The 23945-nt window shown below is 70.2% G+C and carries 20 protein-coding genes and 2 pseudogenes; 8 read left to right on the top strand and 14 right to left on the bottom strand.

The window, feature by feature from the left end; translation table 11 throughout:
- Nucleotides 1-4 precede the first annotated feature (4 nt).
- Nucleotides 5-2227 (top strand): NEW3 domain-containing protein, encoded by a 2223-nt coding sequence (locus OHB13_RS30530; RefSeq protein WP_328379213.1) that lies wholly within the window; start codon nt 5-7, stop codon nt 2225-2227.
- 192 nt (nt 2228-2419) lie between these two features.
- Here OHB13_RS30530 and OHB13_RS30525 read toward each other — a convergent pair whose 3' ends face one another.
- From OHB13_RS30525 to OHB13_RS30500, 6 genes are all read right to left on the bottom strand, one after another.
- A complete protein-coding gene (locus OHB13_RS30525) occupies nt 2420-3184 on the bottom strand; it encodes a hypothetical protein (protein WP_328379212.1) in 765 nt (254 codons plus the stop codon).
- Between the two features lie 172 nt (nt 3185-3356).
- Nucleotides 3357-4646: an MFS transporter gene (locus tag OHB13_RS30520; RefSeq protein WP_328379211.1), complete on the bottom strand. Its 1290-nt coding sequence runs from the start codon at nt 4644-4646 to the stop codon at nt 3357-3359.
- Nucleotides 4647-4798: 152 nt separating this feature from the next.
- Nucleotides 4799-5737: a sugar phosphate isomerase/epimerase family protein gene (locus OHB13_RS30515; RefSeq protein ID WP_328379210.1), complete on the bottom strand. Its 939-nt coding sequence runs from the start codon at nt 5735-5737 to the stop codon at nt 4799-4801.
- Nucleotides 5738-5882: 145 nt separating this feature from the next.
- Nucleotides 5883-7001, bottom strand: coding sequence for a Gfo/Idh/MocA family protein (locus OHB13_RS30510; protein WP_328379209.1), 1119 nt, complete (start codon nt 6999-7001; stop codon nt 5883-5885).
- 83 nt (nt 7002-7084) lie between these two features.
- Nucleotides 7085-8008, bottom strand: coding sequence for a sugar phosphate isomerase/epimerase family protein (locus OHB13_RS30505; RefSeq protein WP_328379208.1), 924 nt, complete (start codon nt 8006-8008; stop codon nt 7085-7087).
- On the bottom strand, nt 8005-9186 hold the full coding sequence (locus tag OHB13_RS30500; protein ID WP_328379207.1) for a Gfo/Idh/MocA family protein: 1182 nt from the start codon (nt 9184-9186) through the stop codon (nt 8005-8007). Before OHB13_RS30500 ends, OHB13_RS30505 begins: the two co-directional genes overlap by 4 nt.
- 169 nt (nt 9187-9355) lie before the next feature.
- On the opposite strand from OHB13_RS30500, the gene OHB13_RS30495 reads away from it, so the two are divergent.
- The 5 genes and pseudogenes from OHB13_RS30495 (at nt 9356) to OHB13_RS30475 (ending at nt 15360) form a co-directional block, all read left to right on the top strand.
- Complete coding sequence (locus OHB13_RS30495) at nt 9356-10543, top strand: ROK family transcriptional regulator (RefSeq protein WP_328379206.1); 1188 nt, start codon at nt 9356-9358, stop codon at nt 10541-10543.
- A gap of 352 nt (nt 10544-10895) precedes the next feature.
- Nucleotides 10896-11969: pseudogene (locus OHB13_RS30490) on the top strand (alkaline phosphatase family protein); the annotation flags it as partial.
- Nucleotides 11970-12842, top strand: coding sequence for a chitosanase (locus OHB13_RS30485; protein ID WP_328380427.1), 873 nt, complete (start codon nt 11970-11972; stop codon nt 12840-12842).
- A 194-nt stretch (nt 12843-13036) separates the two neighbouring features.
- A complete protein-coding gene (locus OHB13_RS30480) occupies nt 13037-14302 on the top strand; it encodes an MFS transporter (RefSeq protein WP_328379205.1) in 1266 nt (421 codons plus the stop codon).
- Nucleotides 14303-14343: 41 nt separating this feature from the next.
- Nucleotides 14344-15360 carry a TolB family protein gene (locus tag OHB13_RS30475; RefSeq protein ID WP_328379204.1) on the top strand — a complete coding sequence of 339 codons (1017 nt, stop codon included), beginning with the start codon at nt 14344-14346 and terminating at the stop codon, nt 15358-15360.
- Nucleotides 15361-15415: 55 nt separating this feature from the next.
- On the opposite strand, the gene OHB13_RS30470 is transcribed toward OHB13_RS30475, so the two are convergent.
- The 3 genes from OHB13_RS30470 to OHB13_RS30460 all read right to left on the bottom strand — a co-directional run bounded on the left by OHB13_RS30470 (nt 15416) and on the right by OHB13_RS30460 (nt 17831).
- Nucleotides 15416-16213 (bottom strand): SAM-dependent methyltransferase, encoded by a 798-nt coding sequence (locus OHB13_RS30470; RefSeq protein WP_328379203.1) that lies wholly within the window; start codon nt 16211-16213, stop codon nt 15416-15418.
- A gap of 108 nt (nt 16214-16321) precedes the next feature.
- Nucleotides 16322-17026, bottom strand: coding sequence for a M24 family metallopeptidase (locus tag OHB13_RS30465; protein WP_328379202.1), 705 nt, complete (start codon nt 17024-17026; stop codon nt 16322-16324).
- Nucleotides 17013-17831 carry a class I SAM-dependent methyltransferase gene (locus OHB13_RS30460; RefSeq protein WP_266851651.1) on the bottom strand — a complete coding sequence of 273 codons (819 nt, stop codon included), beginning with the start codon at nt 17829-17831 and terminating at the stop codon, nt 17013-17015. Before OHB13_RS30460 ends, OHB13_RS30465 begins: the two co-directional genes overlap by 14 nt.
- 374 nt (nt 17832-18205) lie before the next feature.
- Here OHB13_RS30460 and OHB13_RS30455 point away from each other — a divergent pair.
- Both OHB13_RS30455 and OHB13_RS30450 read left to right on the top strand, forming a co-directional pair.
- Nucleotides 18206-18592, top strand: a pseudogene (locus tag OHB13_RS30455) (sensor histidine kinase); the annotation flags it as partial.
- Nucleotides 18589-19245: a response regulator transcription factor gene (locus tag OHB13_RS30450; RefSeq protein ID WP_328379201.1), complete on the top strand. Its 657-nt coding sequence runs from the start codon at nt 18589-18591 to the stop codon at nt 19243-19245. The pseudogene OHB13_RS30455 and the gene OHB13_RS30450, both read left to right, overlap by 4 nt.
- Nucleotides 19246-19251: 6 nt before the next feature.
- Here OHB13_RS30450 and OHB13_RS30445 read toward each other — a convergent pair whose 3' ends face one another.
- The 5 genes from OHB13_RS30445 to OHB13_RS30425 form a co-directional block, all read right to left on the bottom strand.
- Complete coding sequence (locus tag OHB13_RS30445) at nt 19252-20193, bottom strand: urease accessory protein UreD (protein ID WP_401603021.1); 942 nt, start codon at nt 20191-20193, stop codon at nt 19252-19254.
- Nucleotides 20190-20867, bottom strand: a complete 678-nt coding sequence (gene ureG / locus OHB13_RS30440; protein WP_266860594.1) for an urease accessory protein UreG — start codon at nt 20865-20867, stop codon at nt 20190-20192. Before ureG ends, OHB13_RS30445 begins: the two co-directional genes overlap by 4 nt.
- Nucleotides 20868-20980: 113 nt before the next feature.
- Entirely contained in the window at nt 20981-21667 is a 687-nt protein-coding gene (locus OHB13_RS30435) for an urease accessory protein UreF (protein ID WP_328380425.1), read from the bottom strand.
- A gap of 77 nt (nt 21668-21744) precedes the next feature.
- A complete protein-coding gene (gene ureC, locus OHB13_RS30430; protein WP_328379200.1) occupies nt 21745-23469 on the bottom strand; it encodes an urease subunit alpha in 1725 nt (574 codons plus the stop codon).
- Nucleotides 23469-23915, bottom strand: a complete 447-nt coding sequence (locus OHB13_RS30425) for an urease subunit beta (RefSeq protein ID WP_328379199.1) — start codon at nt 23913-23915, stop codon at nt 23469-23471. The genes ureC and OHB13_RS30425 overlap by 1 nt, the downstream gene beginning before the upstream one ends.
- Between the last annotated feature and the right edge of the window lie 30 nt (nt 23916-23945).

Genomic DNA, 23945 nt, shown 5'->3' with positions numbered 1-23945 from the left:
CGCCTTGTCCGCGAGAACGACCCCGATCCCCGCTTCCCTGCGACGGAGCCTGTACGCCCTGGCGGCGGCCACCGCACTCGCCCTCGGCGGGCTCGCCGGCCCGTCCGCCGCGGCGACGGGCACCCCGCTTCCCGCGCAGGGCGCGGGAAGCGCCAGTGCTTCGGGGAGCTCGTACCCGAATCTTGCCCCCACCCCGCCCATGGGCTGGAACAACTGGTCCTACTACGGCTGTGACATCGACGAGGCCACGGTCCTGTCCAACGCCCGGGCCCTGGTCTCCTCCGGTCTCGCCGCGAAGGGCTACAACACGGTCACCACCGACGACTGCTGGATGTCGCACAGCAGAAATGCCGACGGCGACCTGGTCCCCGACCCCGACCGCTTCCCGCACGGAATGGCCTACATCGGTCAGCAACTGCACGCGATGGGGCTGAAGTTCGGCATCTACGAGGACGCAGGCACCTCCACCTGCGGTGGATATCCCGGCTCGTACGGCCACATCCAGCAGGACGCCGACCTCTTCGCCAAGTGGCGCGTCGACTATCTGAAGCTCGACGGCTGCAACGTGCCCGAGAGTGACACCCGGACGCCCGACGAGGTCTACCACTCGCTCTACAGTGATATGAGCAATGCTCTCCTGCGGACCGGCAGGCCCATCACCTTCTCCGTCTCCGCCCCCGCGTACTTCGAGGGCGAGAAGGACTGGCACGACGTCATCGGCTGGTCGGCCCAGGTGGGCAATCTGTGGCGGGAGGGCGCCGACGTCGCGGTGGAATCGGCATCGGCGAGTTCCAAGTGGTCTTCGATCAAGTACAACTACGGCTACAACGTGCCGCTCGCCGATCTGCAGAGCCCCGGCCGCTGGAACGACCCTGACTTCCTGCTCGCCGGCCAGTCCCGGCTGACCGGCGACGAGATCCGGAGCCAGATGTCACTGTGGTCGGTGATGGCCGCGCCGCTGATCTCCAGTACCGACCTGGCCAAGGCCTCCCCTGACGCCCTGTCCGTTCTCGGTAACCGTGACGTCATCGCGGTCGACCAGGATCCGACGGGGTTGCAGGGCCGCATCGTCCAGCAGGGCGACGGCTATGACGTGCTGTCGAAGAAGCTCCGCGGCGGGGACAGGGCCGTGGCACTCTTCAACTCCTCGGACCAGGCACAGACCATCACGACCACGGCGGCCAAGGCCGGGCTCCCGAAGGGCTCCTCCTATCTGCTGAAGGACCTCTGGTCGAAGCGGACCACACAGTCCACGGGCACCATCGCGGCGAATGTCCCCGCTCATGGCACCGTCCTGTACCGGATACACGCCGGGCAGGCACACAAGGTGCCGCCGGCCAGCGCGATCACCTGGAAGCGGACGGGGGGTGAGGGGACGTCCTCGACCTGGCAGGTCAGTCTGGCCGACCACGGCCCCGGCGGGCTGTCCGCGGCAGCGCTCGAAGTCGACGTGCCGCAGGGGTGGTCGGTCAGCCCGTCGAAGGCACGGCTCGGCCGCATCGCCCCCGGTGGCTCGGCCGGAGCGAAGTTCACCGTGAAGGGCCCGGAGGCGAAGCCGGGAACGACGACTGTCACGCTGAGCGCAACCGCCCGGTACCGCGCAGGATCCGCCGGCGAGTCCCGTACGACAGGACAGGGTTCCGTCGTGTCGGTCGTGCCCTATCCCGCTCTGGCGGACGCCTTCAACAATGTCGGTGTCACCAGTGAGGACGCCCCGCCGGCGGACGGCAACTACACGCTGGGCAATTTCGACGGCGGTGGTGACAGTTACTCCGCCCAGGCACTGGCCACCGCGGGTGTGACACCGGGAAGCACCGTCACCAAGGACGGCGTCAGCTGGGCGTTCCCGAAGACAGCACCCGGCGCGCCGGACAACGTGACCACAGCGGGTCAGGTGATCAACATGGCAGGCAGCGGGACGAAGCTGTGGTTCCTGGGCGCTGAGGCAGGTGCCGCAGCGGGCAAGGTGACCGTCACGTACACCGACGGCACCACCAGCAGCGGCGATCTCGGGCTGCCCAACTGGTGCTGCACGGCGGGCACCGAGTACGGCGCCACGACGGTCGTCACGACCGATCACCGCAACACACCGCAGGGACCCGCCAACTTCGGGGGCGGTTACAAGCTGTTCGGGAACTCCGTACCGCTCGACGCAGGCAAGACAGTCCGCGCGGTGACGCTCCCGGACGAGGACGCCCTGCACATCTTCGCGATCACGGCACAGTAGAGGTCCGGACCTGCTCCGGTACTGCGACAGGTCATCAGTGAAAGGACGAGGCCAGTAGCTCGGCGAGGCGCTCGGCCGGGGTCTCCCGGTCGAGCGTTGACGTGGGCGGCGGGACGTCCTCACCGGCCCCGGGTCTTCGGCGAGCGCAGGGCCCGGGGTCCTGACGGCGGAGTGGCCGGGAGCCGGACCGGATCAGCGGTTCGGCCGTCGGCGGACCAGCACCCCGGCGATCACCAGCAGCAGCGCTCCACCTGCCACGTACCAGACGGCCGACGGGCCGGTCACCGTGAATCCGGGACGGGACCTGGGTGCGGGCCCGGCCGGCGAGCGGTCTGCGAAAGCGACGGTTTCCGGCCCGTGCCCGCCGGCCGTGATGGGGCCGTTCGCCGGGGTTGCGTTCCACGGCCGGTACGAGCACCGCTCGCCCGGGATCCGGACGTATTCGGGGGCGTCCCAGGTGTACGCGTTGTTGATGACGGCCGGGTCGTCGGCCCCGGGCGGTCGCCACGACGGCGTCGGCGGGGTGGCCGACGCCGTCGTGGCGACCGCAGGGTCCGCGCCGGCCGCTCCCGTACCGGTCAGCGGCAGCCCGTCGGGGTGTCCTTCGTTCAGCGAGATGTGCGACCTCGAACGGGGGATGAGGCTGTGCTGACCGGTCATCGGCCGGCCGCTGCCCTCGGGCCAGAACACCGAGCGGCCGTACGCCGGTTCCTCGTCGCCACCCCGTACCCGGATCCCTGCGGGGTACCACGCGCCGTCACTGCTGCCCGCCTCGATGAGCAGGGCCGTCGGGTGGTAGTCCACGGGTGCGGTGAGCACGCTGGGTGTGTGCAGTGCGACGTGGTAGCCGTGCCCGTCGGGGGCACTTCCGGCGGCCATCGCCCTGTCGTGCTCGGTGGGAGCGGCGGCCGGGCACATGGCACAGGCGGTCACGGAGAGAAGACTGGTGCGACTCATGCCCGGCACGTTAAGCACACGATTTACGGCTCACCGGGGTGTCGGGCTCTGCCGGGTACGAATGCCCTCCGCACGGGTGCGCCTGGTCCGCCGGATGGCGGGTGAGGGGCACCGCTCGGCTGAAGGGCCCTGCTCGGTCAAGGACGCTTCCTCGATCGAAGGGCCCGCTCGGTCAGTTGACCCCGCGGATTCGCTTGACCGCCGGGATGCCGAGCAGCGCGAGCACGATCCCGGAGACGAAGAGCGCCGGATAGTTGTCGCCGCCGCCGGTGCCGAGCAAGGTGGGTGCGTAGATCGGGACCAGGGAGCTGGGCAGGGTGACCGCGATGTTGACGACACCCATGTCCTTCGCGGCGTCCTGCTCACTGGGCAGGACCGAGCTGGGCAGGGTGTAGTGCCCGCTGTAGAAGAAGCCGGTGCCGAAGCCCAGGACGATCGCGCCGGTGAACATGCCGGCCATCGAGCGCGTGGTGATGAGGATGAGGAATCCGGCGATGGCCAGGATCCCGGCGAAGACCATGTAGAACTTCCGCCGGTGGAAGCGGTCGGCCAGCCAGCCGGAGACGAGGGCCGTGAGCGCGCTCGTTCCGTTGATGACGAGGGTGAGGACGAACGTCAGACCGGGGAGCCTGGATTCGCTGATGTGGAGGTAGTCGGAGAGGTAGTAGACCTCGTAGGTCACGAACGTCATGATCGCCGTGGAGATCAGCAGGATGCTGAGGATCGCCCAGCCGAAGTCGGGGCTCTTGCGCGGGTTGAACCAGAAAGTGCGCAGGAACTGCACCGCGTTCCAGGGCTCTTGGTGTGCCCGGTCGAGCCTGCGGTCCTTGAGCTTGGCACACAGCAGGAGCACCGTCGCGGCGGCGATGGCCATCGGTGCCAGGATCATCGCCCGGGGTGCGGTGGTGGCCAGGCGCTGTGCGATCCAGGTACCGAGGATCAGGCCGACGGGATAGCAGATGCCCATCAGGCCCCCGACGACTCCGCGTTGGCGGGCCGGTATCTGGTCGGGGAGTACGGCGACGAGCGGGGCCAGCAGCGCGTTGAAGAAGATCTGGGCCACGCACCAGCCGATGAGGACCGTACCGGTGTTGGTGGCGTAGGCGACGAGCGCCAGGCCGGCCGCTCCACCGATGAGGCCCACGATCATCCATGGCCGGCGCATACCGAACCGGGAGGTCGTGCGGTCGCTGAGCTTCCCGAAGAGGGGGTTGGCGATGACTGCGCACAGCGCGCCGACGCTGAGGACCAGGGAGAGCGAGCCGACCTTGCCGGCGGGGTCGATCTGCTGGATCTTCAGTGCCAGCGAGACGACGGACGGGGTGATGATCGCGACGTAGCTGCCGAAGAGAGCCAGGATGTAGAGAGCGATGAAGGATCCGCTCGCACGCGCCGGGGCAGCGGGGGCGGACGGTGGGAGCTCACCTGACTTCTCCGGTGAGCTGACGACTCTGTCACTCATGGGTACGCCTTTCGACGGGCCAAAGCGACCCTTGTACGGGTGGAGCCGGGCGGACGCGCCGAGCGGCGAGGGCCGCCGCTCAGCGCGCGGGATGTGCTGTTACGGCAGGACACAGCGGGAGAGGCTGTGACGGGAAGCCGGCGGCGTGGCCGTCACGGGAAGACGGTCGAGAGGGACTGCTCGATGAATTCGCGGGCCGCCGTGATCTCCGTGACCGGGTCGGCGACCGCGTCCAGTTCCAGCAGGGCGAGGTCGGTGAAGCCGATCTCGCGCATGAGGCGGCCCCAGGCGAACCAGTCGACGGAGCCGGCGCCGACCCTGCGGAAGTACTCGCGGTGGCTGTCGTGGATCGAGTCGTCGATGGGAACCCGCAGCGGCGCGGGGCCGGTCGCGTCCTTCCAGTGCGAGATGACGACACGCTCGCGGTGGCGGGAGACGATCTGCGTGGGCTCGCCGCCGGCGAGCGCCAGATGCCCCGTGTCCGGGCACAGGCTGACGAACAGCGGGTCGGTGAGAGCCATCAGCAGGTCGACGTCGCGGGCCGTGCAGAAGGTGGAGTGCGCCTCGGTGTGCAGCGCAGTGGTCACGCCCTCCTGGAGGCTGGCGTGGCCGACCACATGGGCGATGTCGGCGACGTTCTTGAGGAAGTCGAAATCGTTGAACTGCGGGGGCTCGGCGTTCCATGTCGTACGCATCGGGGGCGCGGCGACCAGCACGTCGCCGCCCGCCTCCTTGATGAAACGGGCGTAGGCGGCCGCGCTGTCGGCTATCTCGCCGCGGTCGGCGTCCGGCTCCCAGCTTCCTTCGAGGTAGAAGGCGCTCTTCAACTCCATCCCGCGGCCGTCGAGTTCCTTCTTGAACTCGGTGGCCGAGCCGAAGGCGCGGCGGATGCTGCCGATGTCGGCCGGGCCGAAGGTGACTTCGAGGCTGGTGACACCGGCGGCTGCCGCCGAGTCGAGGATCTTGCGCCAGATCGCGTCGGGGTCGCGGTCCGACAGCTCCTGGATGGCGCTCTCGTCGGGCAGGTTCCAGAACGACGGGTTGTAGAAGGTGATCAGGTCGACGCCGAACTTGGGTGTGTTGCTGCTCATGCGGTTGCCGCTCCTCGGTTCTGTGCTGCGTATTGGATGCGCTGTGCGGTGATGGATTCCGCTGCGTGTTGCATGCGCTGTGTGCTGGATGCGCCGCGTACTGGATGCGTGGCGTGCTGGATGCGTGGCGTGCTGGATGCGCCGCCTATGCCGATTGCCGGGGCATCGCCGCGGGGCGTTCGGCGGTCGAGGTGAGTTCCACGACCTGCCGCGTGCGGCTGGAGGTCTCGACCGCTTCGAGCGCTTCCAGTACGTGGAAGGCGAGTTCGGCCGATGCGCGGTGCGGTGCGCCGTCGACGGCGCCGGCCAGGTCGTCGACACCCGCGCCGCGCAGCATCTGGACTTCCATGTCGAGCGGGCCGGACGGCGGGAAGACGGGCGGCAGCGTCCGCCACTGCTCCTCGTGGTTGCCCCGGAGGCGGACGTCGCCGTCGAAGCCGTTCGGGTCGGGGATCGTCAGGGTGCCCTCGGTGCCGTAGATCTCGATGAACGGCAGGTGGTGGTTCCACACGTCGAAGCTCATCTGGAGTGAGCCGATGACACCGGAGGCGAAGCCGAGGACGGCTGCCGCGTGCGTGGGTGTGGTGACCTCGATGCTCTCGACCACGCGGTCCGGGCTCGTCACCTTCCGTACGGGCGCGCCGATCCGGCTCAGGCCGGAGACGGTCGCGATCGGGCCGAGCAGGTTGACCAGGCTCGTCAGGTAGTACGGGCCAAGGTCGAGCCCGGGGCCGCCGCCGGGCGCGAAGAGGAAGCCGGGGTTCGGGTGCCAGGTCTCGGCCTTGCTGTGGGTGACGAAGGCGGTCGCGCCCACCGGTTGGCCGATCAGGCCGTCGTCGAGCGCCTTGCGGGCCGTCTGGGCCGCGCTGCCGAGGAACGTGTCGGGAGCCGAGCCGAACAGGACGCCGCTCCCGCCGGCCATCGCGGTCAGCGGCGCCGCCTCGGCGACGGTCGCTGCCACGGGCTTCTCGACGTAGACGTGCTTGCCTGCCGCGATGGCCTGGGCGGAGACCGCTGCGTGCGCGAGCGGCGGGGTGATGTTGACGACGATGTCCACGTCGGGGTCGGCGAGCAACGCGTCGACGGAGTCGTACGCCCTGATCCCGTGCTCGGCCGCGGCCTTGAGCGCGCGGGCGTGGTCCAGGTCGGCGCAGCCGGTCAGGCGCAGGCGCGGGTAGCGGGCCATGCCCTGGACGTACCTGTCGAAGATGTTTCCGGTGCCGACGATGCCGACCCGGGCCGGGTGTGCGGGTGAGAAGGTCATGGAGCGCTCCACATCACTGGTGCTGTTCAGAACGGGTGTTGGTGTCTGGTGCCGGGTCTCGGTGTCAGCTGTCGGGACGCCCGTCAGCCGACGATCAGGGGGCGCAGGGTGCGGTAGGCGATGTCCAGGCCCTGCTTGGTACGGGTCTCCTCGCCGCCCCAGACGGGGTCCTCGTGCTCGACGGAGAGCGTGCCGGTGAAGCCGGCTTCGTAGAGCCGGTCGACCACACGCACCCAGTCGACCTGCCCGAGGCCCGGGACGCGGTAGCGCCACCAGCCCATGTCCCAGGGGTTGCCGCTGCGGTCCACGGCCGGGCCGAAGTGCCCCCAGCGCTGCCGGTCGCCCGGCCGCAGCTCCACGTCCTTGGCCTGGGCGTGCGCGATGTGCTCGATGTAGGGCGCGATGGTCTCCACCGGGTCGATACCGATCCAGGTGAGGTGCGAGGGGTCCCAGTTGAGGTACAGGCCGAGCGAGAACATCCACTCCCACAGCTCGGGCGAGTAGGCGAGGTTGCCCGGGTAGCCGTCCGGGTGCCAGCCCTCCATCACGCAGTTCTCGATCAGGAGCTTCACGCCGCGCTCCCCCGCGTACTCGACCAGTGGCGGGAAGACCTTCTCGGCCTCGGCGAGGTTCTGCGCGACGGAGCGGTTCCAGTCGCGGCCGATGAACGTACCGACGTAGGGCACCTCCAGGGCCGCGGCCGCGTCGATCGCGTGCCGCAGATGGGTGCGGATCTCCTCGCGCCGGCCTGTGTCGGGGTGCAGGTTGTTCTCGTAGTACGCCAACGCCGAGATGGCCAGGCCGTGTCGGTCCAGGACCGCACGGGTGGCGTCGGCCTCGCGGGGGCCGAAACCGGCCACCGGCAGATGCGCGGCCTCGAAGTCCCGCCCTCCGGTGCCGGGCCACACCGCGACCTCCAGGGCCTCGTACCCGCGCGCCGCGGCCCATCCGGCGATCTGCTCCAGTGAGAGCTGCGGCAGGCAGGCGGTCAGCATTCCGAGTTTCATACGGCGTACTCCTTGGGGGTCGCGGAGGTCACGGCGGCGGTGGCGGCGGTCATGGTCATCGCGCCGGTCGCCTTGCCGACGGGGGTCCAGGCCAGTGAGCGGGAGGATTCGAGGACCGCTTCGACGAGCCGCGCCGAGCGCACCCCGTCGGCGGCCACCGGCAGTCCGTCCGGCGCTCCCCCGTCGGCCGCCGCGTAGGCGTCGGCGACGAACGCGCGGAAGCAGTCCGCGTACCCCTGCGGATGTCCTGCGGGCAGCGTGGCCAGCCGCCGCTGCTCCGGGCTGCCCCGGCCGGGGTCGCGGGCGAGCACCCTGGCCCCCTCGGGAGTGCCGAGCCACACGGTCTCGGGCTGCTCCTGGTCGAAGACGGCGCTCGATCCAGCGCCGTCCAGTTCGAACCAGAGGCGGTTCTTCCGGCCGGCCGAGACCTGCGAGACGGTGAGCGTGCCCAGTACGCCTTCGGCGGTGCGCAACAGTACGGCCGCGGCGTCCTCGGTACGGACCGGCGTGCGGGGCGCACCGGGTGCGTCGCCTGCGGGGCGCTCGGGGACGGTGGTCGCAAGCCGCGCCGAGACCTCGCTGAAACGCACTCCGGCGACCCACTCGACCAGGTCGCACCAGTGCGAGCCGATATCGGCGAACGCCCGGGACGGGCCGCCGCGTTCGGGGTCCACACGCCACCCGGTGGTGTCCGCGTCGAGCATCCAGTCCTGCAGATAGCTGCCGTGCAGGAGCTGCCAGGCCCCGAACTCGCCCGCCCGTACGCGCGCCCGGATCTCGCGGACCAGCGGGTGGTAGCGGTAGACGAACGGCACGGCCAGCAGACGCCCCGTCTCCTCGGCCACGGCGGCCAGCCGTTCGGCGTCCGCCACCGAGGTGGCGAGCGGTTTCTCGCAGATGACGTGCTTCCCGGCGCGGAGCGCGGCCTCGGCCTGGGTGGCGTGCAGCCCGTTCGGGGTGCAGATGTGCACCACGTCCACGCTCTCGTCGGCCAGCGCCGCCTCCAGCTGCGGATAGCTCCGCGGGATTCCCCACTCCGCGGCGACCCGCGCGCCGCGCTCGGGTGAGGAGGCGACCACCCCGCGCACTGTCGCGCCTGCTCCGCGCACCGCCTGGGCGTGCACCCCGGCGATCATGCCGGTGCCGACGATGGCTGCTCCCTTGTACCCGCGGGACATCTGGAGAACCTTCCTGTTGCTTTCGTTCAGTCGGACGGTGATCGATTCCGGTGTCCGACGGATTCCAGCCTTGTTCAGCCCGTTGACACACACAAGACGCCGGTTTTAGTTTTCTGTAGTGCATAAAGACGGCGACAGTGAGAGCTTTGAAGCCTTAAGCGGTCCGACCATGAACTCGGCGACCGTCGCCCTGCGCCGGATACTCGGCGCCGTGGCCTCGGGGGAGGCCACCAGCCGCGCGGAGATCGCCCGCCGTACCTCGCTGGCCCGCTCCACGGTGGGACACCAGGTCGACCAGCTGCTGCAGCGCGGCATCCTGGAGGAGACGGAGGTCGGCGCCTCCGTACGGGGCCGGCCACCCCGGGTGCTCTCGATCAGCCCGCATGCGGGAACCATCGCGGTCGCGGATGTGGACGTCAGCGGGACCAGGGTCGTCATCGCCGACCTCAGCCGCCGGATCCTCGCCCGCGACGTGGTCGCCGTACCGGTCGAGGACGGCCCGGCAGCTGTGCTGGGTGCGGTCACCGACCGGCTGTGCGAGCTGCTCCAGGAGCACGGCCGGGGACGGGATTCGGTGCGGGAGGTCGTCGTCGGACTGCCGGCCCCGGTGGACTTCCAGCACGGCTGCGCCGTACGGCCGCCGATCATGCCCGGATGGGACGCCTTCCCGGTCGGCGCCTATCTGCGCGAACACTTCCACGCCCCTGTCGTGGTCGACAACGACGTGAATCTGATGGCGCTCGGCGAAGCCGAACGGCACGATGTGGACGCGCCCCTCCTGGCGGTCAAGGTCGGGGCCGGAATCGGTGCCGGAATCATCACCGCCGACGGCCGGGTGCACCGCGGCGCGGACGGAGCCGCGGGCGACATCGGCCATCTGCGGGCATCCAGCCACTCCGACACCCTGTGCAGCTGCGGCAAGACCGGCTGCGTGGAGGCCGTGGCCTCACACCACGCCGTGCTGCGCGACCTCGGATTCCATACCGGACCGGGCGACGCGTCGGCGGGCGCCCGGCTGCTGGCGGAAGCCGTCGCGAACGGCGACCCCCGGGCGCTCTACCGCATCCGGCAGGCCGCGACCGAAATCGGCGAAGTCGTCGCCATGCTGGTGCACATGTACAACCCGCGCACCCTGGTACTCGGCGGGCCGATGAGCGAGCAGCGCGACGAGCTGCTCTCCGGCGTGCGCGCCGTCGTCTACCAGCGAGCTCTCCCGCTGGCCACCCGCAAGCTGACCATCACCACCACGGAACCGGGCTCCGAGCCCGGACTGACCGGCGCTGTCGCCCTGGCCGCCCGCGACATCTTCAGCCCCGACGGCATCACGCGACTCCTGCAGTCCCAGCCGCGCATCTGACCGCGGCCCATCGCCATTTCCAGCAACCGGCATACGAATCAAGGCAGTTGAGGCCTAGCACCGTCATCGCCTACCTCGATTCACCAACTGTTAGTTAACTTTCCTGACGGTCCGAATTTTTACCGACCTGTCGATGCTCAGTCAAGAGCCGCAGGCGAACTCGGCCACCCCTGCGGAACGGTTGACAGGCCGCCGCGCCGACGAGTAGGAATCTCCGTCAGCGGCCTGGCGCGGAAGTTCGTAACCCGACGCGCTCAGTTGATTCTGTCCCGGCTGCCCGCGGCCCGATGCCGCTCGCGCTCACTGCGGCACCGGTTCGCCGCAGCACCAAGCCAATGCTGACACCTGCGGCATGGCCGAAACGCAGCCGGATGGTCCGCAGGCGTTCAGAAACCTCCACAGGCACGTCCCAGAACACCTCCTCAGGCACAGGCACGTCCTCAGGCACTCCCCCAGGTACCTCCCACGTCTGCCGAACCGACGGCAACCGCCCGTCAAGGAGATCCGTATGACGCCTCCCTACCCACCCCTGCGCGCACGCCGCACCCATGATCCGTCCGACGACGGCCCGGCCACCTGGATTCTGGCCGGAACGCGCCGTACCCGCCGCGCCGTTGTCGCGGCCGGCACAACGGTGGCGCTGAGCCTGCTCGGAATGGCCGGATCCGCCGCATCGGCGGAGACAGCGCCTCCCCCGCCGAAGGCGCTGACCACCACCGCATCCGGGATACCCCAGTACGACCACGTCGTGGTGCTCATGGAGGAGAACAAGTTCTACGACGACATCGTGGGCAGCAAGGACGCCCCGTACATCAACTCCCTCGCAAAGCAGGGGGCTTCGTTCTCCGACTTCCACGGAACCACACACCCCAGCCAGGGCAACTACGTGGCGCTGTACTCCGGTTCCACACACGGAGTCGCCGACGACGACTGCCCGCACGACTTCAGCGCCGACAACCTGGGCCACCAGCTGATCGGCAGCGGCCACAGCTTCACCGGATACTCCGAGGACCTGCCGTCCGCGGGTTCGAAGGACTGCGGTGACGACGGCGACAGCGGGTACGCCCGGAAGCACAACGGATGGGTGGACTTCGCCAGCACCCCGGCCTCGTCCAACCTGGGATTCGACCGATTCCCCTCGGACTACAGCAAGTTGCCCACGGTGTCCTTCGTGACGCCCAACCTGGACAACGACATGCACGACGGCAGCGTCAAGCAGGGCGACAGCTGGCTGAAGAAGAACCTCGACGGCTACGTCCAGTGGGCCAGGACGCACAACAGCGCCCTCATGCTGACCTGGGACGAGGACGACGGGGACGACTCGGACAACCAGATCGCCACCATGATCGTCGGCGACCATGTGCAGCAGGGCGCCAAGTCGAAGGCCCACTACAACCACTACTCGCTGCTCCGCACGCTGGAGGACATGTACGCGCTCTCTCCGCTGGGGAAGGCCGCGTCGGCGAAGCCCGTCACGGACATCTGGGACACCTCCGTCGCGCCCCCGAAGGGCTACGGAGCCGCCCCTGCGCCGGCACCGGCAGGCCCGCCGGCCAGTGCCCCGGCCGGCAGAGCGGCCGGTTCGGCAGCGGACCTGACGGACCCGCGCAAGAAGGACATCGCGATGGAGCTGGTCTCCAGTGCGGAGAACTCCTCGCTCGACTGGAAAGCGCAGTACACCTATGTCGAGGACATCGGGGACGGGCGCGGCTACACGGGCGGGATCGTCGGGTTCTGCTCCGGCACCGGTGACATGCTCGACCTGGTCCAGCTGTACACGCAGCGCGAGCCGGGCAACCCGCTGGCCGCGTATCTGCCCGCGCTGCGCACGGTGAACGGCAGCGACTCGCACGCCGGTCTGGGATCGGGCTTCGTCTCGGCCTGGCACACGGCAGCGTCGGACCCGGCGTTCCAGCAGGCCCAGAACGACGAACGGGACCGGGTGTACTTCACCCCGTCCGTGGACCGGGCGAAGCAGGACGGGCTGCACGCGCTGGGGCAGTTCAGCTACTACGACGCGATGGTCATGCACGGCCCCGGAATGGACCCGGTCAGCTTCGGCGGGATCCGCGCCACGGCGATGAAGCATGCCAGGATCCCCGCACAGGGCGGCGACGAGACGACGTATCTCCACGCCTTCCTCGACGCCCGCAAGGCCGCGATGCTCACCGAGGCGGCGCACGACGACACCAGCCGGGTCGACACGGAGCAGCGGGTGTTCCTCGCCGCCGGCAACCTCGATCTGAACCCGCCGCTGTCCTGGAAGACGTACGGGGACCCGTACACGATCGCGCAGTGATGGCGTGACCCACCGGGCCGGCGGAACTCCGACCGGTCCATGAACCCCTGCCAGCCGGCACACACCGGTGTACGGCGTGCCGGCCGGCAGGCTCAGAAAGCGGGCACAACAGCCCAGCAGCACGGCAGTTCAGCCGGCGCAGGGGTTCAGGCCCGGCGCGGCGCAGTCAGCAGAAGCCAGCAGGGAGGACAGCCATGTACGTCTCATCGAGCCGGTCCACCCCGGCGCCCGGCACCGCCGGGGTCGCGCGGCCGGGGCCCGGACGGGCGCGGGCGGCCGTGGCACCCAATGTGGTGGCACTGGGGTCGGTCAGCCTGATCACCGACATCTCGTCGGAGATGATCACCGCGGTCCTGCCGATGTACGTCATCTTCACCCTCGGCCTGAGCCCCCTCCAGTTCGGCGCTCTCAACGGCATGTACTTCGGGATCACCGCTCTCGTACGCCTGGCCGGAGGGCACGCCGCGGACCGCTGGCAGCGGCGCAAACTCGTGGCGGGCAGCGGGTACGCCCTGTCCGCCCTGTGCAAACTGGGCCTGTTCGCCGCAGGCGCGTCCGTGCCCGCCCTGGGCGCGGTGATCGCCGCCGACCGTACGGGCAAGGGCCTGCGCACCGGACCGCGGGACGCGCTGATCTCACTCAGCAGCACCCCCGGGACGCTGGGCCGCTCGTTCGGCATCCATCGTGCGCTGGACACCACCGGCGCCTTCCTCGGTCCGCTGGTCGCGTTCGCGCTGCTCATGGCAGATCCGGACCGGTACGACACGGTGTTCGTCGCGAGCTTCTGCATCGCGGCGTTCGCGGTGGTGGTGCTGGCCCTGACGGTCCGCGACCGGCGCGAGGCCCTGGTCGGCCCGCAGGGCGTGACCGTCCGCGCCGCGCTCCGGCTCCTCCTGCTGCCGCGCTTCCGCCGGGTTTGCATCGGCGCGGCCCTGCTGGGCACGGTGGCGCTGAGCGACTCGTTCGTCTACCTGCTGCTCCAGGAGCGCCTGGACATCGCCGTCGAATACTTCCCGCTGCTGCCGCTGGGCACGACGGCCACCTATCTGCTGCTGGCGGTCCCGTTCGGGCAACTGGCCGACCGGCTCGGCAGGCTACGGGTGTTCACCGGCGGGTACGTGGCGCTGCTCGGCGCGTATCTGCTGCTGTTCGGCCCGGTCGGTGGAGCTGCTCTGCTGATCACCACGCTCGTCCTGCACGGCCTGTTCTACGCGGCCACCGACGGGGTTCTGATGGCCGCCGTCGGACCGCTGCTGCCGGTGGAACTGCGCGCCAGCGGCATGGCACTGATCCAGACGGGCCAGTCCGTGGCGATGCTGGCCTCCTCGGTACTGTTCGGCGCCGCCTGGACCCTCTGGGGGCTGCACGCGGCGCTCGCGCTGGCGCTCGCCGCCCTGGTGACGGCGGTACTCGCCGCGCTGTGGATCCTCCCGCTCCGTGAAGAAGGCAGCCGCACATGAGCCCGCAGACGAACGCCGCGAACTCCCCGAAGGATCCAGGCATGAGCACCCGGACGAGGGTGCTGGTCCTGGTCGTGACCGCTCTGGTCCTGGCCACCACCATCACCGGTTACGTCATGCACTCGCGGGACGACACCGCTGCCGGTCCTGCCGGCCGCATCCAACTGGACAGGCCGGGCCGGATCCTGTTCCGCGACACCGCGCCGGGCGCCGGTTTCGGCCATGCCGCGACCGTGTCCACCGCGCGCCCCGGCGGCGCCAGAACAACCGGGGCGGCGCGCTGCGACCGCCTCTACACCGCCCACGGCACCGGCATCTGCCTGCAGCGCAAAGGGCCGGTGCCGGCGACCTACGTCAGTGTCCTCGACCGCGACATGCACCGGACCCGCCAGATCAAGGCCGCCGGTTTCCCCAACCGCGCCCGGGTCTCCGCCAGCGGCGCGATGCTGTCCTGGACCACGTTCGTCCAGGGCGACTCCTACCTCCGCGACGACTTCTCCACCCGTACGTCGATCCTGGACACCAGGACCGGCAGGCTCCGGAGCAACATCGAACGGATCCCGCTCACGCTCGAAGGCAAGCCGTACCACGCGGCGGACGTGAACTACTGGGGCGTCAACTTCGCCGCCGACGACAACACCTTCTACGCCACGGTACGTACCGGTGGCCGCACCTACCTGGTCAAGGGCGACTACCGGAAGTGGGCGGCGCGCACCCTGCGCACCAACGCCGAATGCCCGTCCCTGTCACCCGACGGCACCCGCATCGTGTTCAAGAAACGCGTCAACGCCAGCGCCAACCGCCCCTGGCGGCTGTACGTCCTGGACCTGGCAACCATGCGGGAGACCCCACTCGCCGAGATCCACAGCATCGACGACCAGGCGGCCTGGCTGGACGGACACACCGTGATGTACGGCCGGCCACGCGGTTCCGGCGGCGGCTGGGACGTATGGGCGACCCCGGCCGACGGCACCGGCACCCCGCACATCCTCATCCACGACGCGACATCCCCCGCCGTGCTGAACGGCGGCGGCGGGCAGGCGGGGTCAGTGCGGTGAACTCCCCTTCCCCACTAGCCGGTTCGACGGTTCAACGCGCCAACGGGCCAGCAGGTCAGCCGGTCTTGCGGGCCACCCCGCCGTAGAAGCCGATCTCGTCGGACCCGGCCGGCGGCGGGGTGTCCGGGCGCCAGAACGGCACCTGGGCCAGGCCGGGTCCGACGAGTTCGAAGCCGTCGAAGAACCGCTCCACCTCGGCCCGGGAGCGCAGGTTCAGGGTGGCGGTGGCGTTGTTGTAGACGGCCTGGGCCGCGCTTCGGTCGGCGAAGTCGCTCGTGGCGTGCGAGAGCACCAGGAAGCTGCCGGCCGGCAGCGCGTCGCGCAGGGTGGCGACGACCTGCTCGGGCTTCTCGGCTTCGGTGAGGAAGTGGAGGATGGCGATGAGGAGCACGGCGACCGGCTCGTCGAAGTCGATGACCCGGCGGATGTCGGGGTGGTGCAGGATGGCTTGCGGGTCGCGCAGGTCGGCGAGCACGACGCTGGTCGCGCCGGAGCGGCTGAGCAGCGCGTTGGCATGTGCGTTCACGATGGGGTCGTTGTCGACGTACGCGATGCGCACGTCCGGCGCCACTTCCCGGGCGGTCTCGTGCACATTGGGCGAGGTGGGCAGCCCGGTGCCGATATCGAGGATCTGCCGGACGCCGCTGCCGAGCACATATCTGACGGCGCGCCGCAGGAAGGCACGGTTCGCCCGTACCCCGATCCGCACCTCGGGCGCCGCGGCGGCGAGTTCCTCGGCGGCCTGCTGGTCGACCTGGTAGTTGTCCTTGCCGCCCAGCAGGTAGTCGTAGATCCGCGCGGGGTGCGGCCTGCTGGTGTCGATCCCCTCGGCACGGAAGCCGCCCTGTGTCACGCTGCGCCCCTCTCGACGACCGCCCCGGCTCCACGCCGGCGAGCGGTTGCCGACAGCTTCCCACACCAACTTCACTGCGGATGAACGCAGTTCCTTCTGTTCCTGGCGTCAGGCGAGGTCGAGAAGCTGCTCGTAGAAACCACCGAAGCGGTTCTCCTCGTCGACCAGATGGATCTCCAGGATCCAGTGGCAGCGCCACCCGGCGCGGTCGGTGCGGCGGAGCGGGGTGTCGTTGTCCGGCGTGATGTACGACTCCGCCTTCGCCCCGTCGATCGTCTCGTGCGGGAACTCGCCGACCAGATGGCCCGCGTGCCAGCCGCCCAGCGTCCAGCCCGCTTCGGCGGCCAGCCGCTCGACCTGCGCGTACAGCTGCTGCCCCGTGATGTCCGGGTCCGCCCGGAACGCCTCCCGGCCCGCCGCGAACACCGTCGCCAGGTCGTCGCGCAGCCGCTGCTTGTGCGGGTCGCCGCCGAGGACGAAGGTGCGTCCGAAGTCCGCCTCGTACTCCTCGAAGATCGGGCCGAAGTCGGCGAACGCGATGTCGTCCGCACCGATCATCCGGTCCGGCGGATTCTCCTGGTACGGGAACATCGTGTGCGGGCCGGAGCGGACGATCCGCTTGTGCCAGTGCTTCGTCGTCCCGAACATCTCGTTCGCGAGGTCCCGGATCCGGTCGCTGACCTCCCGCTCACCGGCGCCCGGCGCCACCAGGCGCCGGGTCTCGACCTCCGCGAAGAGGGCCACCGCCTTGCGCTGCGCCTCCACCAGCCCGAGCGCGCGCAGTTGCTCGTCCATCCGATCAGGTACCGCCATGGTGCTGTTCCTCTGTTTCCTGGGCATCTTGCGGTGTCGCACGCACGATAACGAGCGATCCCTCGTAGTGCGACTGGCTGCGCAGGTGACCGAAGCGCGCGTCCCACGCTCCGGAGTCCAGATCCGCGCGCAGCCGGTCCGTGAACCGCTCGCGCACCCCGTCGTCCACGAAACTCCAGGCCGAGCACGCCTGCCGGGCGGCCGGGTCGAGCAGCATCTCCGGGCGGCCGTAGTACGCCTCGTTGAACCCGTCCGTGCAGTCCAGCGGGATCGGCACGGCCTGTACGTCGACGGTGCCGCCGAGGGCCTCGGCCATCGTCCCGAGCGCAGGGTAGCGCCGCGCCTCGGTATCCAGGACCTCGGGGGCGTACTCGTACAGCCAGAAGTCCCTGACCAGTCCCGGATCGCAGGTCAGTACGGCCACCGGGCCACGTGTCACCCGGCGCATCTCCCGCAGACCCACGTCGACGTCGGACCATTGGTGCACGCTGAAGAGAGTCATCGCCCCGTCGAACTCCCCGTCCGCGAACGGCAGGTTCTCCGCGACCGCGTCCACCGCCCTGGGCAGACCCGTGGACCGCTGCGCCCGCATCGACTCGGACGGCTCGACCGCCGTGACGGCCACTGCGGCGGACTCGTACGAACCCGCTCCCGCACCCACGTTGACGACCTTCCGGGCACCGCCCAGAGCGTCGGCGATGACCTGGGCGATCCGGGGATCGGGCCGCCGGTAGTTCGCGTAGCCGGTGCCGAAGCTGCCGTAGTCGACATCACCGGCGCTGCCATCAGAGCTGCGGACATCCATGAAGATCCAAACCTCGCCTCGTGAGCAGGAAATCAGGGAAGGAGGGAAGGCCGGACCACCCGGCGGACGCGGTGAATCCGCCCGACGGCTCCCGCACCTCGGACCTCTCCGCGACACCAGCCACCGTCTTCGCCTCCGCACCTACCGGGAATCCGTCACCCCACATACTGCATCTGCCATAGCCTTGACGTAAATCAGCTGGCTAATGCTCGTCCCATCAACCAAAAAGCTCGCAGATGTGATCCTGTGGACACCTCCAGGGAAACGTCGCAGGGGTTTGGTTGTACGGGGGCGGCCTGCCCGGCCCGGATGCTCGGAAGATCCTCCGGGAGCCCTCCGGCACGGTGTGCAGGAGAGGCCCGCCCGAGGTCGGACGGGCTGTCAAGTGCGGGCTGCGGATCGCCCAGGGCGGGCTGGCCAACGTACGCGAGCACTCCGGTGCCACCACCGCCGCACTCACCCTGACCAGCCTGGACGACCAGGTGGTCCTCGACATCGCGGACGACGGCCGGGGCTTCGACCCCGAGCGGCCCGGGGCGCGGTCGTCCGCACACGGGCAGGGTCGGCGCGGAGAGGATCCGCACGGGCAGGATCGGCGCGGAGAGGATCTGCGCGGGCACGGCCTGCCCCCGATCCGGGCGCGCGCCCGGCAGCTCGGCGGCACCCTCACCGTCGAGTCGGCTCCGGGCCGCGGCACCGTACTGTCCGTGTCGGTCCCCCTGGCCACACCCGCGCCGACGGCTCCACCGGAGAGCCCGTGAGCACCCCGTCCGAGGTCTCGGGGCGGGTGCGGATCGTCGTCTGCGACGACCACGTCGTCGTCCGCGCGGGCGTGCTCGCCCTGCTCGGCAGCGCCCCCGGCATCGAGGTGGTCGGCGAGGCCGGCACCGGGGAGGAGGCCGTGACGCTCGCCGCCGGGCTGGTCCCCGATGTCGTCCTCATGGACCTCCAGCTGGGCGCGGGTATCGACGGCGTCGAGACCACCCGCCGCATCACGTCCGCCGCGGTCCCCCCGGGCGGCCCGCATGTGCTGGTCCTCACCACGTACGACACGGACGCGGACATCACCCGGGCCATCGAGGCCGGCGCGACGGGTTATCTGCTGAAGGCCGTGCGCCCCGATGAACTCTTCGACGCCATCCACGCGGCAGCACAGGGCCGCACCGCGCTCTCCCCTCCGGTCGCCAGCCGGGTGATGGCCCGGATGCGCAGCCCCCGGCCCTCGCTCACCCCCCGGGAACTGGACATCCTCGGCCAGCTCGCCCACGGCCTCGGCAACCGCGACATCGCCCGTGCCCTGTTCATCAGCGAGGCGACCGTGAAGACCCATCTGGGCCGTATCTACAGCAAGCTGGGCGTCGAGACGCGGGCGGGGGCCGTCGCGACGGCGAAGGAGCAGCGTCTCATTCCGTAGCCGCCGTCAGGTCTTGCGCAGGTCCGGCGCCGGCACCCCGATGAGCAGGCGGCGTACGGCATCCCACGCGGCACGCAGCGCACGGGTGACGGCCGGGGAGTCGCTTCCCATCACGCGCACCCACGCGCCCGTGTCGTCGGGCAGCACGCTCACGCCGAAGACCAGGCCGGTGGCCGCCAGCGCCTCGTGGAGGGTGTCGGCGACCAGGGCGGCGGGGGCCAGCGGTGTGAGCACATACAGCGAGGCCATCAGGTCATGACCCGCGAAGACCGCGGGTCCTGTCACCCCGCCCGGGCCGTGCGGTTCGAGGCGTACGGTGTCGGCCGCCAGCAGCGTGCCGTCGGGGCGCTGGACCTCCAGGTCACTGAAGAGCATCCGGTAGGCGTGCCGTTCGTCCCGGGCCAGCCGCCCGGCCGCGATCGTCTCGCCGAGGAGTACGGTCGCCGACGGATCGGCCGTCACCAGGGTGTGCTGGTAGAAACGCGCGTCCCGGTACGGGATCAGCGGATCGGGCAAGTACTCGACGTAACTGCCCTCCCCCACAGTCAGGTTGACCATCTGGGTCGCGTGGTCGAACTCCATGCGGTGCACCTTGGTGGCGGCCTGCGTCGTCAGGTGCACGGAGGTGCCGGGGCCGCAGTCGATGTCGATCCGGTTGCGGTCGGCCTGGAGGATGCCGCCGCCGGTCGACATCAGATAGGTCACCGGCAGGTCGGGCCGGTGCGGGTCGATGTACAGCGGCCGCATGATCTGCAGCGGCGACTTCTGGTAGCGGTCGACGAGTTCGGTGCGGTCGCCGACGCGCGCGTAGCGCAGTTCGAGCAGGCCGACCTTGCCGGGGCGCCCGGCGGCCAGGGTGTCCGCCGGACCGGCCAGGCCGAGCAGCCGGGCCGGTGTCCGCCGGGGTTCGTAGTGCGCGGGATCCAGCCGCGCGGGCGCCGTGGTCACGCGGGAGCCGCCTCCTGGGCGGCTTCGTGGGCCAGGATGAAGTCGGCGATGGTGTCGAGGCCGTCGCCGGTGAGGGAGTTGGTCAGCACCACGGGCCGCCCCTCCCGGACCTTGAGGGCGTCCGACTCCATGGTCTCCAGGTTGCACCGCACGTACTGGGCGATGTCGACCTTGTTGATGACGAGCAGTTCGCACTCGGTGATGCCGGGGCCCCGCTTGCGCGGCATCTTGTCGCCCTCGGCCGTGTCGAGGACGAACAGGAAGAGGTCGACCAGTGCGGGACTGAAGGTGAGCGTCAGGTTGTCGCCGCCGCTCTCGAAGAGCAGCGTGTCCACGTCGGGGTGGCGCTCCAGGAGCTCGTCGGCCGCCGCCTGGTTCATCGTCGGGTCGTCCCGGACCGCGGTGTGCGGGCAGGCCCCGGTCTCGACGCCGACGATCCGGTCCGCGTCCAGGATCCCGTCGAGCGTGCGCCGGACGTGGGCGGCGTCCTCGGAGGTGAAGATGTCGTTGGTGATGACGGCCGGGGTACGGCCGCGCGCGAACAGTACGGGGACGAGCGCCTCGATCAGAGCCGTCTTCCCCGAGCCGACCGGACCTGCGATCCCTACCCGCAGGACGCCGTCCTTCGGGCGCCGCAGGAGTTCGTCGTGGCTGTGGTGGTGCCGGGCCTGCATGGGGTCGTGCATGATGATCCTTCTCTGGTGTGGTGTCTTCGGGTGGGTGGCGCCCGGTGCTGTCCCGGCGGTACGGCCGCACGGCCGGGACAGCACCGCGTGCCGCGCTCCGCCTAGCTGGCGAACAGCCGGGCCTCCGCCCGCTCATGACGGCCGGCCATGATGTCCGCCACCGGAACGAAGCCGCCGATGTCGGACAGCTCCCGCTCCAGGGCGGCTTCCGCGGTCTCCTCGATGACCGGCACCGCCCGGTGCAGTACGACCTGCGCCTGGCGGTGGTCGGTCAGCCGGAGCCGTAGGGCGGCCCCCACGAAACTTGCCGCGAAGGCGAACAGTTCGCAGGTGACCGCCTGCCGTACGGACACCGTGTTGCCGGCGTGGACCGCGGCGGCGACGACCGGCTGGCAGCCGCGCACGGCGCCGTCCCGGTAGAGGGTGCGGTACTGCTCGATCTCCGGGGTTCCGTACACCTCCGCCGCCAGGTCGAGGAGCTGCCGCCCGGTACGGACACAGGCCTGCCGGGCCTCACGGCCCAGTTTGGTGGCGTGCAGCCGCTGCTCGACGGCCGTCACCTCCGCCCAGTCGCCGGCGGTGACGGCGCGGTGCGCGAGCGCGAGCGCGGTGGCGTCGGACGGCCCCGCGCTGTGGCGCAGCAGGTCGTTCAGGAGGCCGGGCAGGGTGCGCGGGGTCACCGCACGGGCCTGCTGGAAGCCCTCCAGACCGTGGGAGAGCGTGTAGTAGCCGCTGGGGAAGGCCGAGTCGGTGAGCTGGAGCCCGGTCAGCAGCGCGGCTGTGGGCATCGGGTCGTTCACGCCGGGGCTCCTTTCGTGCGAGGGGGTGGTTCGCGGTGATCCGGCTGTCGAAGACCGCGGGGGGGTCAGACGATGTAGAAGAGGTGGTTGAGCGGGAGTTTCTCGGCGGGTTCGATCGTCGCGGGCTCGCCGTCGACGGTGACCTTGTACGTCTCCGGGTCCACCTCGATGCGCGGCAGCGCGTCGTTGCGCACCATGTGCTGCTTCCCGATGGTCCGGCAGCGCTGCACGGGCTCGGTCCGCCGCTGCAGACCCAGTTCCGCGGGGACGCCCGCGGCGATGGAGGCCTGCGACATGAAGGTGACCGAGGTCTGCTGCTTGGCGCGGCCGTACGAGCCGAACATCGGGCGGTAGTAGACGGGCTGCGGCGTCGGCAGCGACGCGTTGGGGTCGCCCATCAGCGCCCAGTTGACCATGCCGCCCTTGATGATCAGCTTCGGCTTGGCGCCGAAGGAGTGCATCGGCCAGAGCACGATGTCGGCGAGCTTGCCGGGCTCCAGGGAGCCGATCACATCGGCCGCGCCGACCGCGATGGCGGGGTTGATGGTCAGCTTGGCCAGGTACCGCAGCACGCGTGCGTTGTCGTTGCGGGAGCTGTCCTCGGCCAGCGGGCCGCGCAGCTCCTTGCAGTGGTGCGCGGTCTGGAACGCCCGGACGAACGACTCGCCGACCCGGCCCATGGCCTGGGAGTCGGAGGAGAAGATGCTGATCACGCCGAGGTCGTGCAGTACGGTCTCGGCCGCGATCGTCTCGGCGCGCACCCGGCTGTCGGCGAACGAGACGTCCTCGGGGATGTCGCGGGACAGGTGGTGACAGACCATCACCATGTCGAGCAGCTCGTCCACCGCGTTGACCGTGTACGGCAGCGTCGGGTTGGTGGAGGCGGGCAGTACGTTGGCCTCGCCCGAGACCCGGATGATGTCCGGGGCGTGGCCGCCGCCCGCTCCCTCGGTGTGGAAGGTGTGGATGGTCCGGCCATTGATCGCGGACAGGGTGTCCTCGAAGAAGCCGCCCTCGTTGAGGGTGTCGGTGTGGATGGCCATCTGCACGTCGTGCTCATCGGCGACCCGCAGCGCGGTGTCGATGGCGGCCGGGGTCGCGCCCCAGTCCTCGTGCACCTTCAGACCGGCCGCGCCCGCCTCGATCTGCTCGCGCAGGGCCTCGGGCCGGCTGCCGTTGCCCTTGCCGAGCAGACCCACGTTGACCGGCAGGTCCTCCACGGCCTCCAGCATCCGGTGGATGTTCCACGGGCCGGGGGTGCAGGTCGTGCCGTTCGTGCCGTCGGTCGGCCCGGTGCCGCCGCCGAAGAAGGTGGTGATGCCGTTGGACAGGCCCTCCTGGGCCTGCTGCGGCGAGATGAAGTGGATGTGCGTGTCGACGCCGCCCGCGGTGGCGATCAGGTGCTCGCCGGAGATCACCTCGGTGCCGGGGCCGATGACGAGCTTGGGGTCCACGCCGTTCTGGAGCTGCGGGTTGCCGGCCTTGCCGACCCCGACGATCAGACCGCCGCGGACACCGATGTCGCCCTTGACGACGCCGAGCACCGGGTCCATGACCACGACGTTGGTGATGACCAGGTCGAGGGCGCCCTCGCGGTTGAGCGCGGACGGGTCCTGGGCCATGCCGTCACGGATGGCCTTGCCGCCTCCGTAGACGGCCTCTTCCCCGTAGGAACCGGCGTTGTGGTCGTACTCGACCTCGACGACCAGGTTGGTGTCGGCGAGGTGGAACCGGTCGCCCACGGTGGGGCCGAACAGGTCCGTGTACTGCTTGCGCGGAATGATCGCCATCAGTGCTGAGTCCCCTCGGTGCCCGCGGTGCTGTCGGCGCCGGGCGTGTTCCCTGTGCTGTCCGTACCGGCGGTGTCGGCGTGTGTGAATCCCAGCTCCGACGCGCGGCGCAGCGCGTCGCGCTTGGTGTCGGGTGCCGAAAGGCCGCCGTTGACGAGCCCGGCGAATCCGACGAGCCGCCCGGCGCCGCCGAAGGCGCACAGGCCGACCTCCCGGCTGTCGCCGGGCTCGAAGCGCACGGCGGTGCCGGAGGGGATGTCCAGGCGCATACCGAAGGCGGCTTCACGGTCGAAGCGCAGCGCGCGGTTGATCTCGAAGAAGTGGTAGTGCGACCCGATCTGGATGGCACGGTCGCCGGTGTTGGCGACCGTGAGCCTGACCGTGGCCCGGTTGGCGTTGATCTCTACGGGGTCATCTCCGTAGAGGTAGTGGGCTCCGCCCGACATCTCTGTCTCCTCGGTGGTTCAGGCTTCAGG

The organism is Streptomyces sp. NBC_00440 (assembly GCF_036014215.1).
GTDB lineage: Bacteria > Actinomycetota > Actinomycetes > Streptomycetales > Streptomycetaceae > Streptomyces.
Note: the sequence above shows the minus strand (reverse complement) of the source record. Positions and strands in the feature narration are given on the sequence as shown.

What these genes read in the sequence shown, in the direction of transcription:
- ureC (WP_328379200.1), bottom strand. Translation starts at nt 23,469, where the DNA reads ATGGCGATCATTCCGCGCAAGCAGTACACGGACCTGTTCGGCCCCACC.
- OHB13_RS30515 (WP_328379210.1), bottom strand. Translation starts at nt 5,737, where the DNA reads ATGAGCAGCAACACACCCAAGTTCGGCGTCGACCTGATCACCTTCTAC.
- OHB13_RS30460 (WP_266851651.1), bottom strand. Translation starts at nt 17,831, where the DNA reads ATGGATGTCCGCAGCTCTGATGGCAGCGCCGGTGATGTCGACTACGGC.
- OHB13_RS30475 (WP_328379204.1), top strand. Translation starts at nt 14,344, where the DNA reads ATGAGCACCCGGACGAGGGTGCTGGTCCTGGTCGTGACCGCTCTGGTC.
- OHB13_RS30435 (WP_328380425.1), bottom strand. Translation starts at nt 21,667, where the DNA reads ATGCCCACAGCCGCGCTGCTGACCGGGCTCCAGCTCACCGACTCGGCC.
- OHB13_RS30525 (WP_328379212.1), bottom strand. Translation starts at nt 3,184, where the DNA reads ATGAGTCGCACCAGTCTTCTCTCCGTGACCGCCTGTGCCATGTGCCCG.
- OHB13_RS30495 (WP_328379206.1), top strand. Translation starts at nt 9,356, where the DNA reads ATGAACTCGGCGACCGTCGCCCTGCGCCGGATACTCGGCGCCGTGGCC.
- OHB13_RS30505 (WP_328379208.1), bottom strand. Translation starts at nt 8,008, where the DNA reads ATGAAACTCGGAATGCTGACCGCCTGCCTGCCGCAGCTCTCACTGGAG.
- ureG (WP_266860594.1), bottom strand. Translation starts at nt 20,867, where the DNA reads ATGCAGGCCCGGCACCACCACAGCCACGACGAACTCCTGCGGCGCCCG.
- OHB13_RS30510 (WP_328379209.1), bottom strand. Translation starts at nt 7,001, where the DNA reads ATGACCTTCTCACCCGCACACCCGGCCCGGGTCGGCATCGTCGGCACC.
- OHB13_RS30425 (WP_328379199.1), bottom strand. Translation starts at nt 23,915, where the DNA reads ATGTCGGGCGGAGCCCACTACCTCTACGGAGATGACCCCGTAGAGATC.
- OHB13_RS30465 (WP_328379202.1), bottom strand. Translation starts at nt 17,026, where the DNA reads ATGGCGGTACCTGATCGGATGGACGAGCAACTGCGCGCGCTCGGGCTG.
- OHB13_RS30520 (WP_328379211.1), bottom strand. Translation starts at nt 4,646, where the DNA reads ATGAGTGACAGAGTCGTCAGCTCACCGGAGAAGTCAGGTGAGCTCCCA.
- OHB13_RS30500 (WP_328379207.1), bottom strand. Translation starts at nt 9,186, where the DNA reads ATGTCCCGCGGGTACAAGGGAGCAGCCATCGTCGGCACCGGCATGATC.
- OHB13_RS30485 (WP_328380427.1), top strand. Translation starts at nt 11,970, where the DNA reads ATGTACGCGCTCTCTCCGCTGGGGAAGGCCGCGTCGGCGAAGCCCGTC.
- OHB13_RS30480 (WP_328379205.1), top strand. Translation starts at nt 13,037, where the DNA reads ATGTACGTCTCATCGAGCCGGTCCACCCCGGCGCCCGGCACCGCCGGG.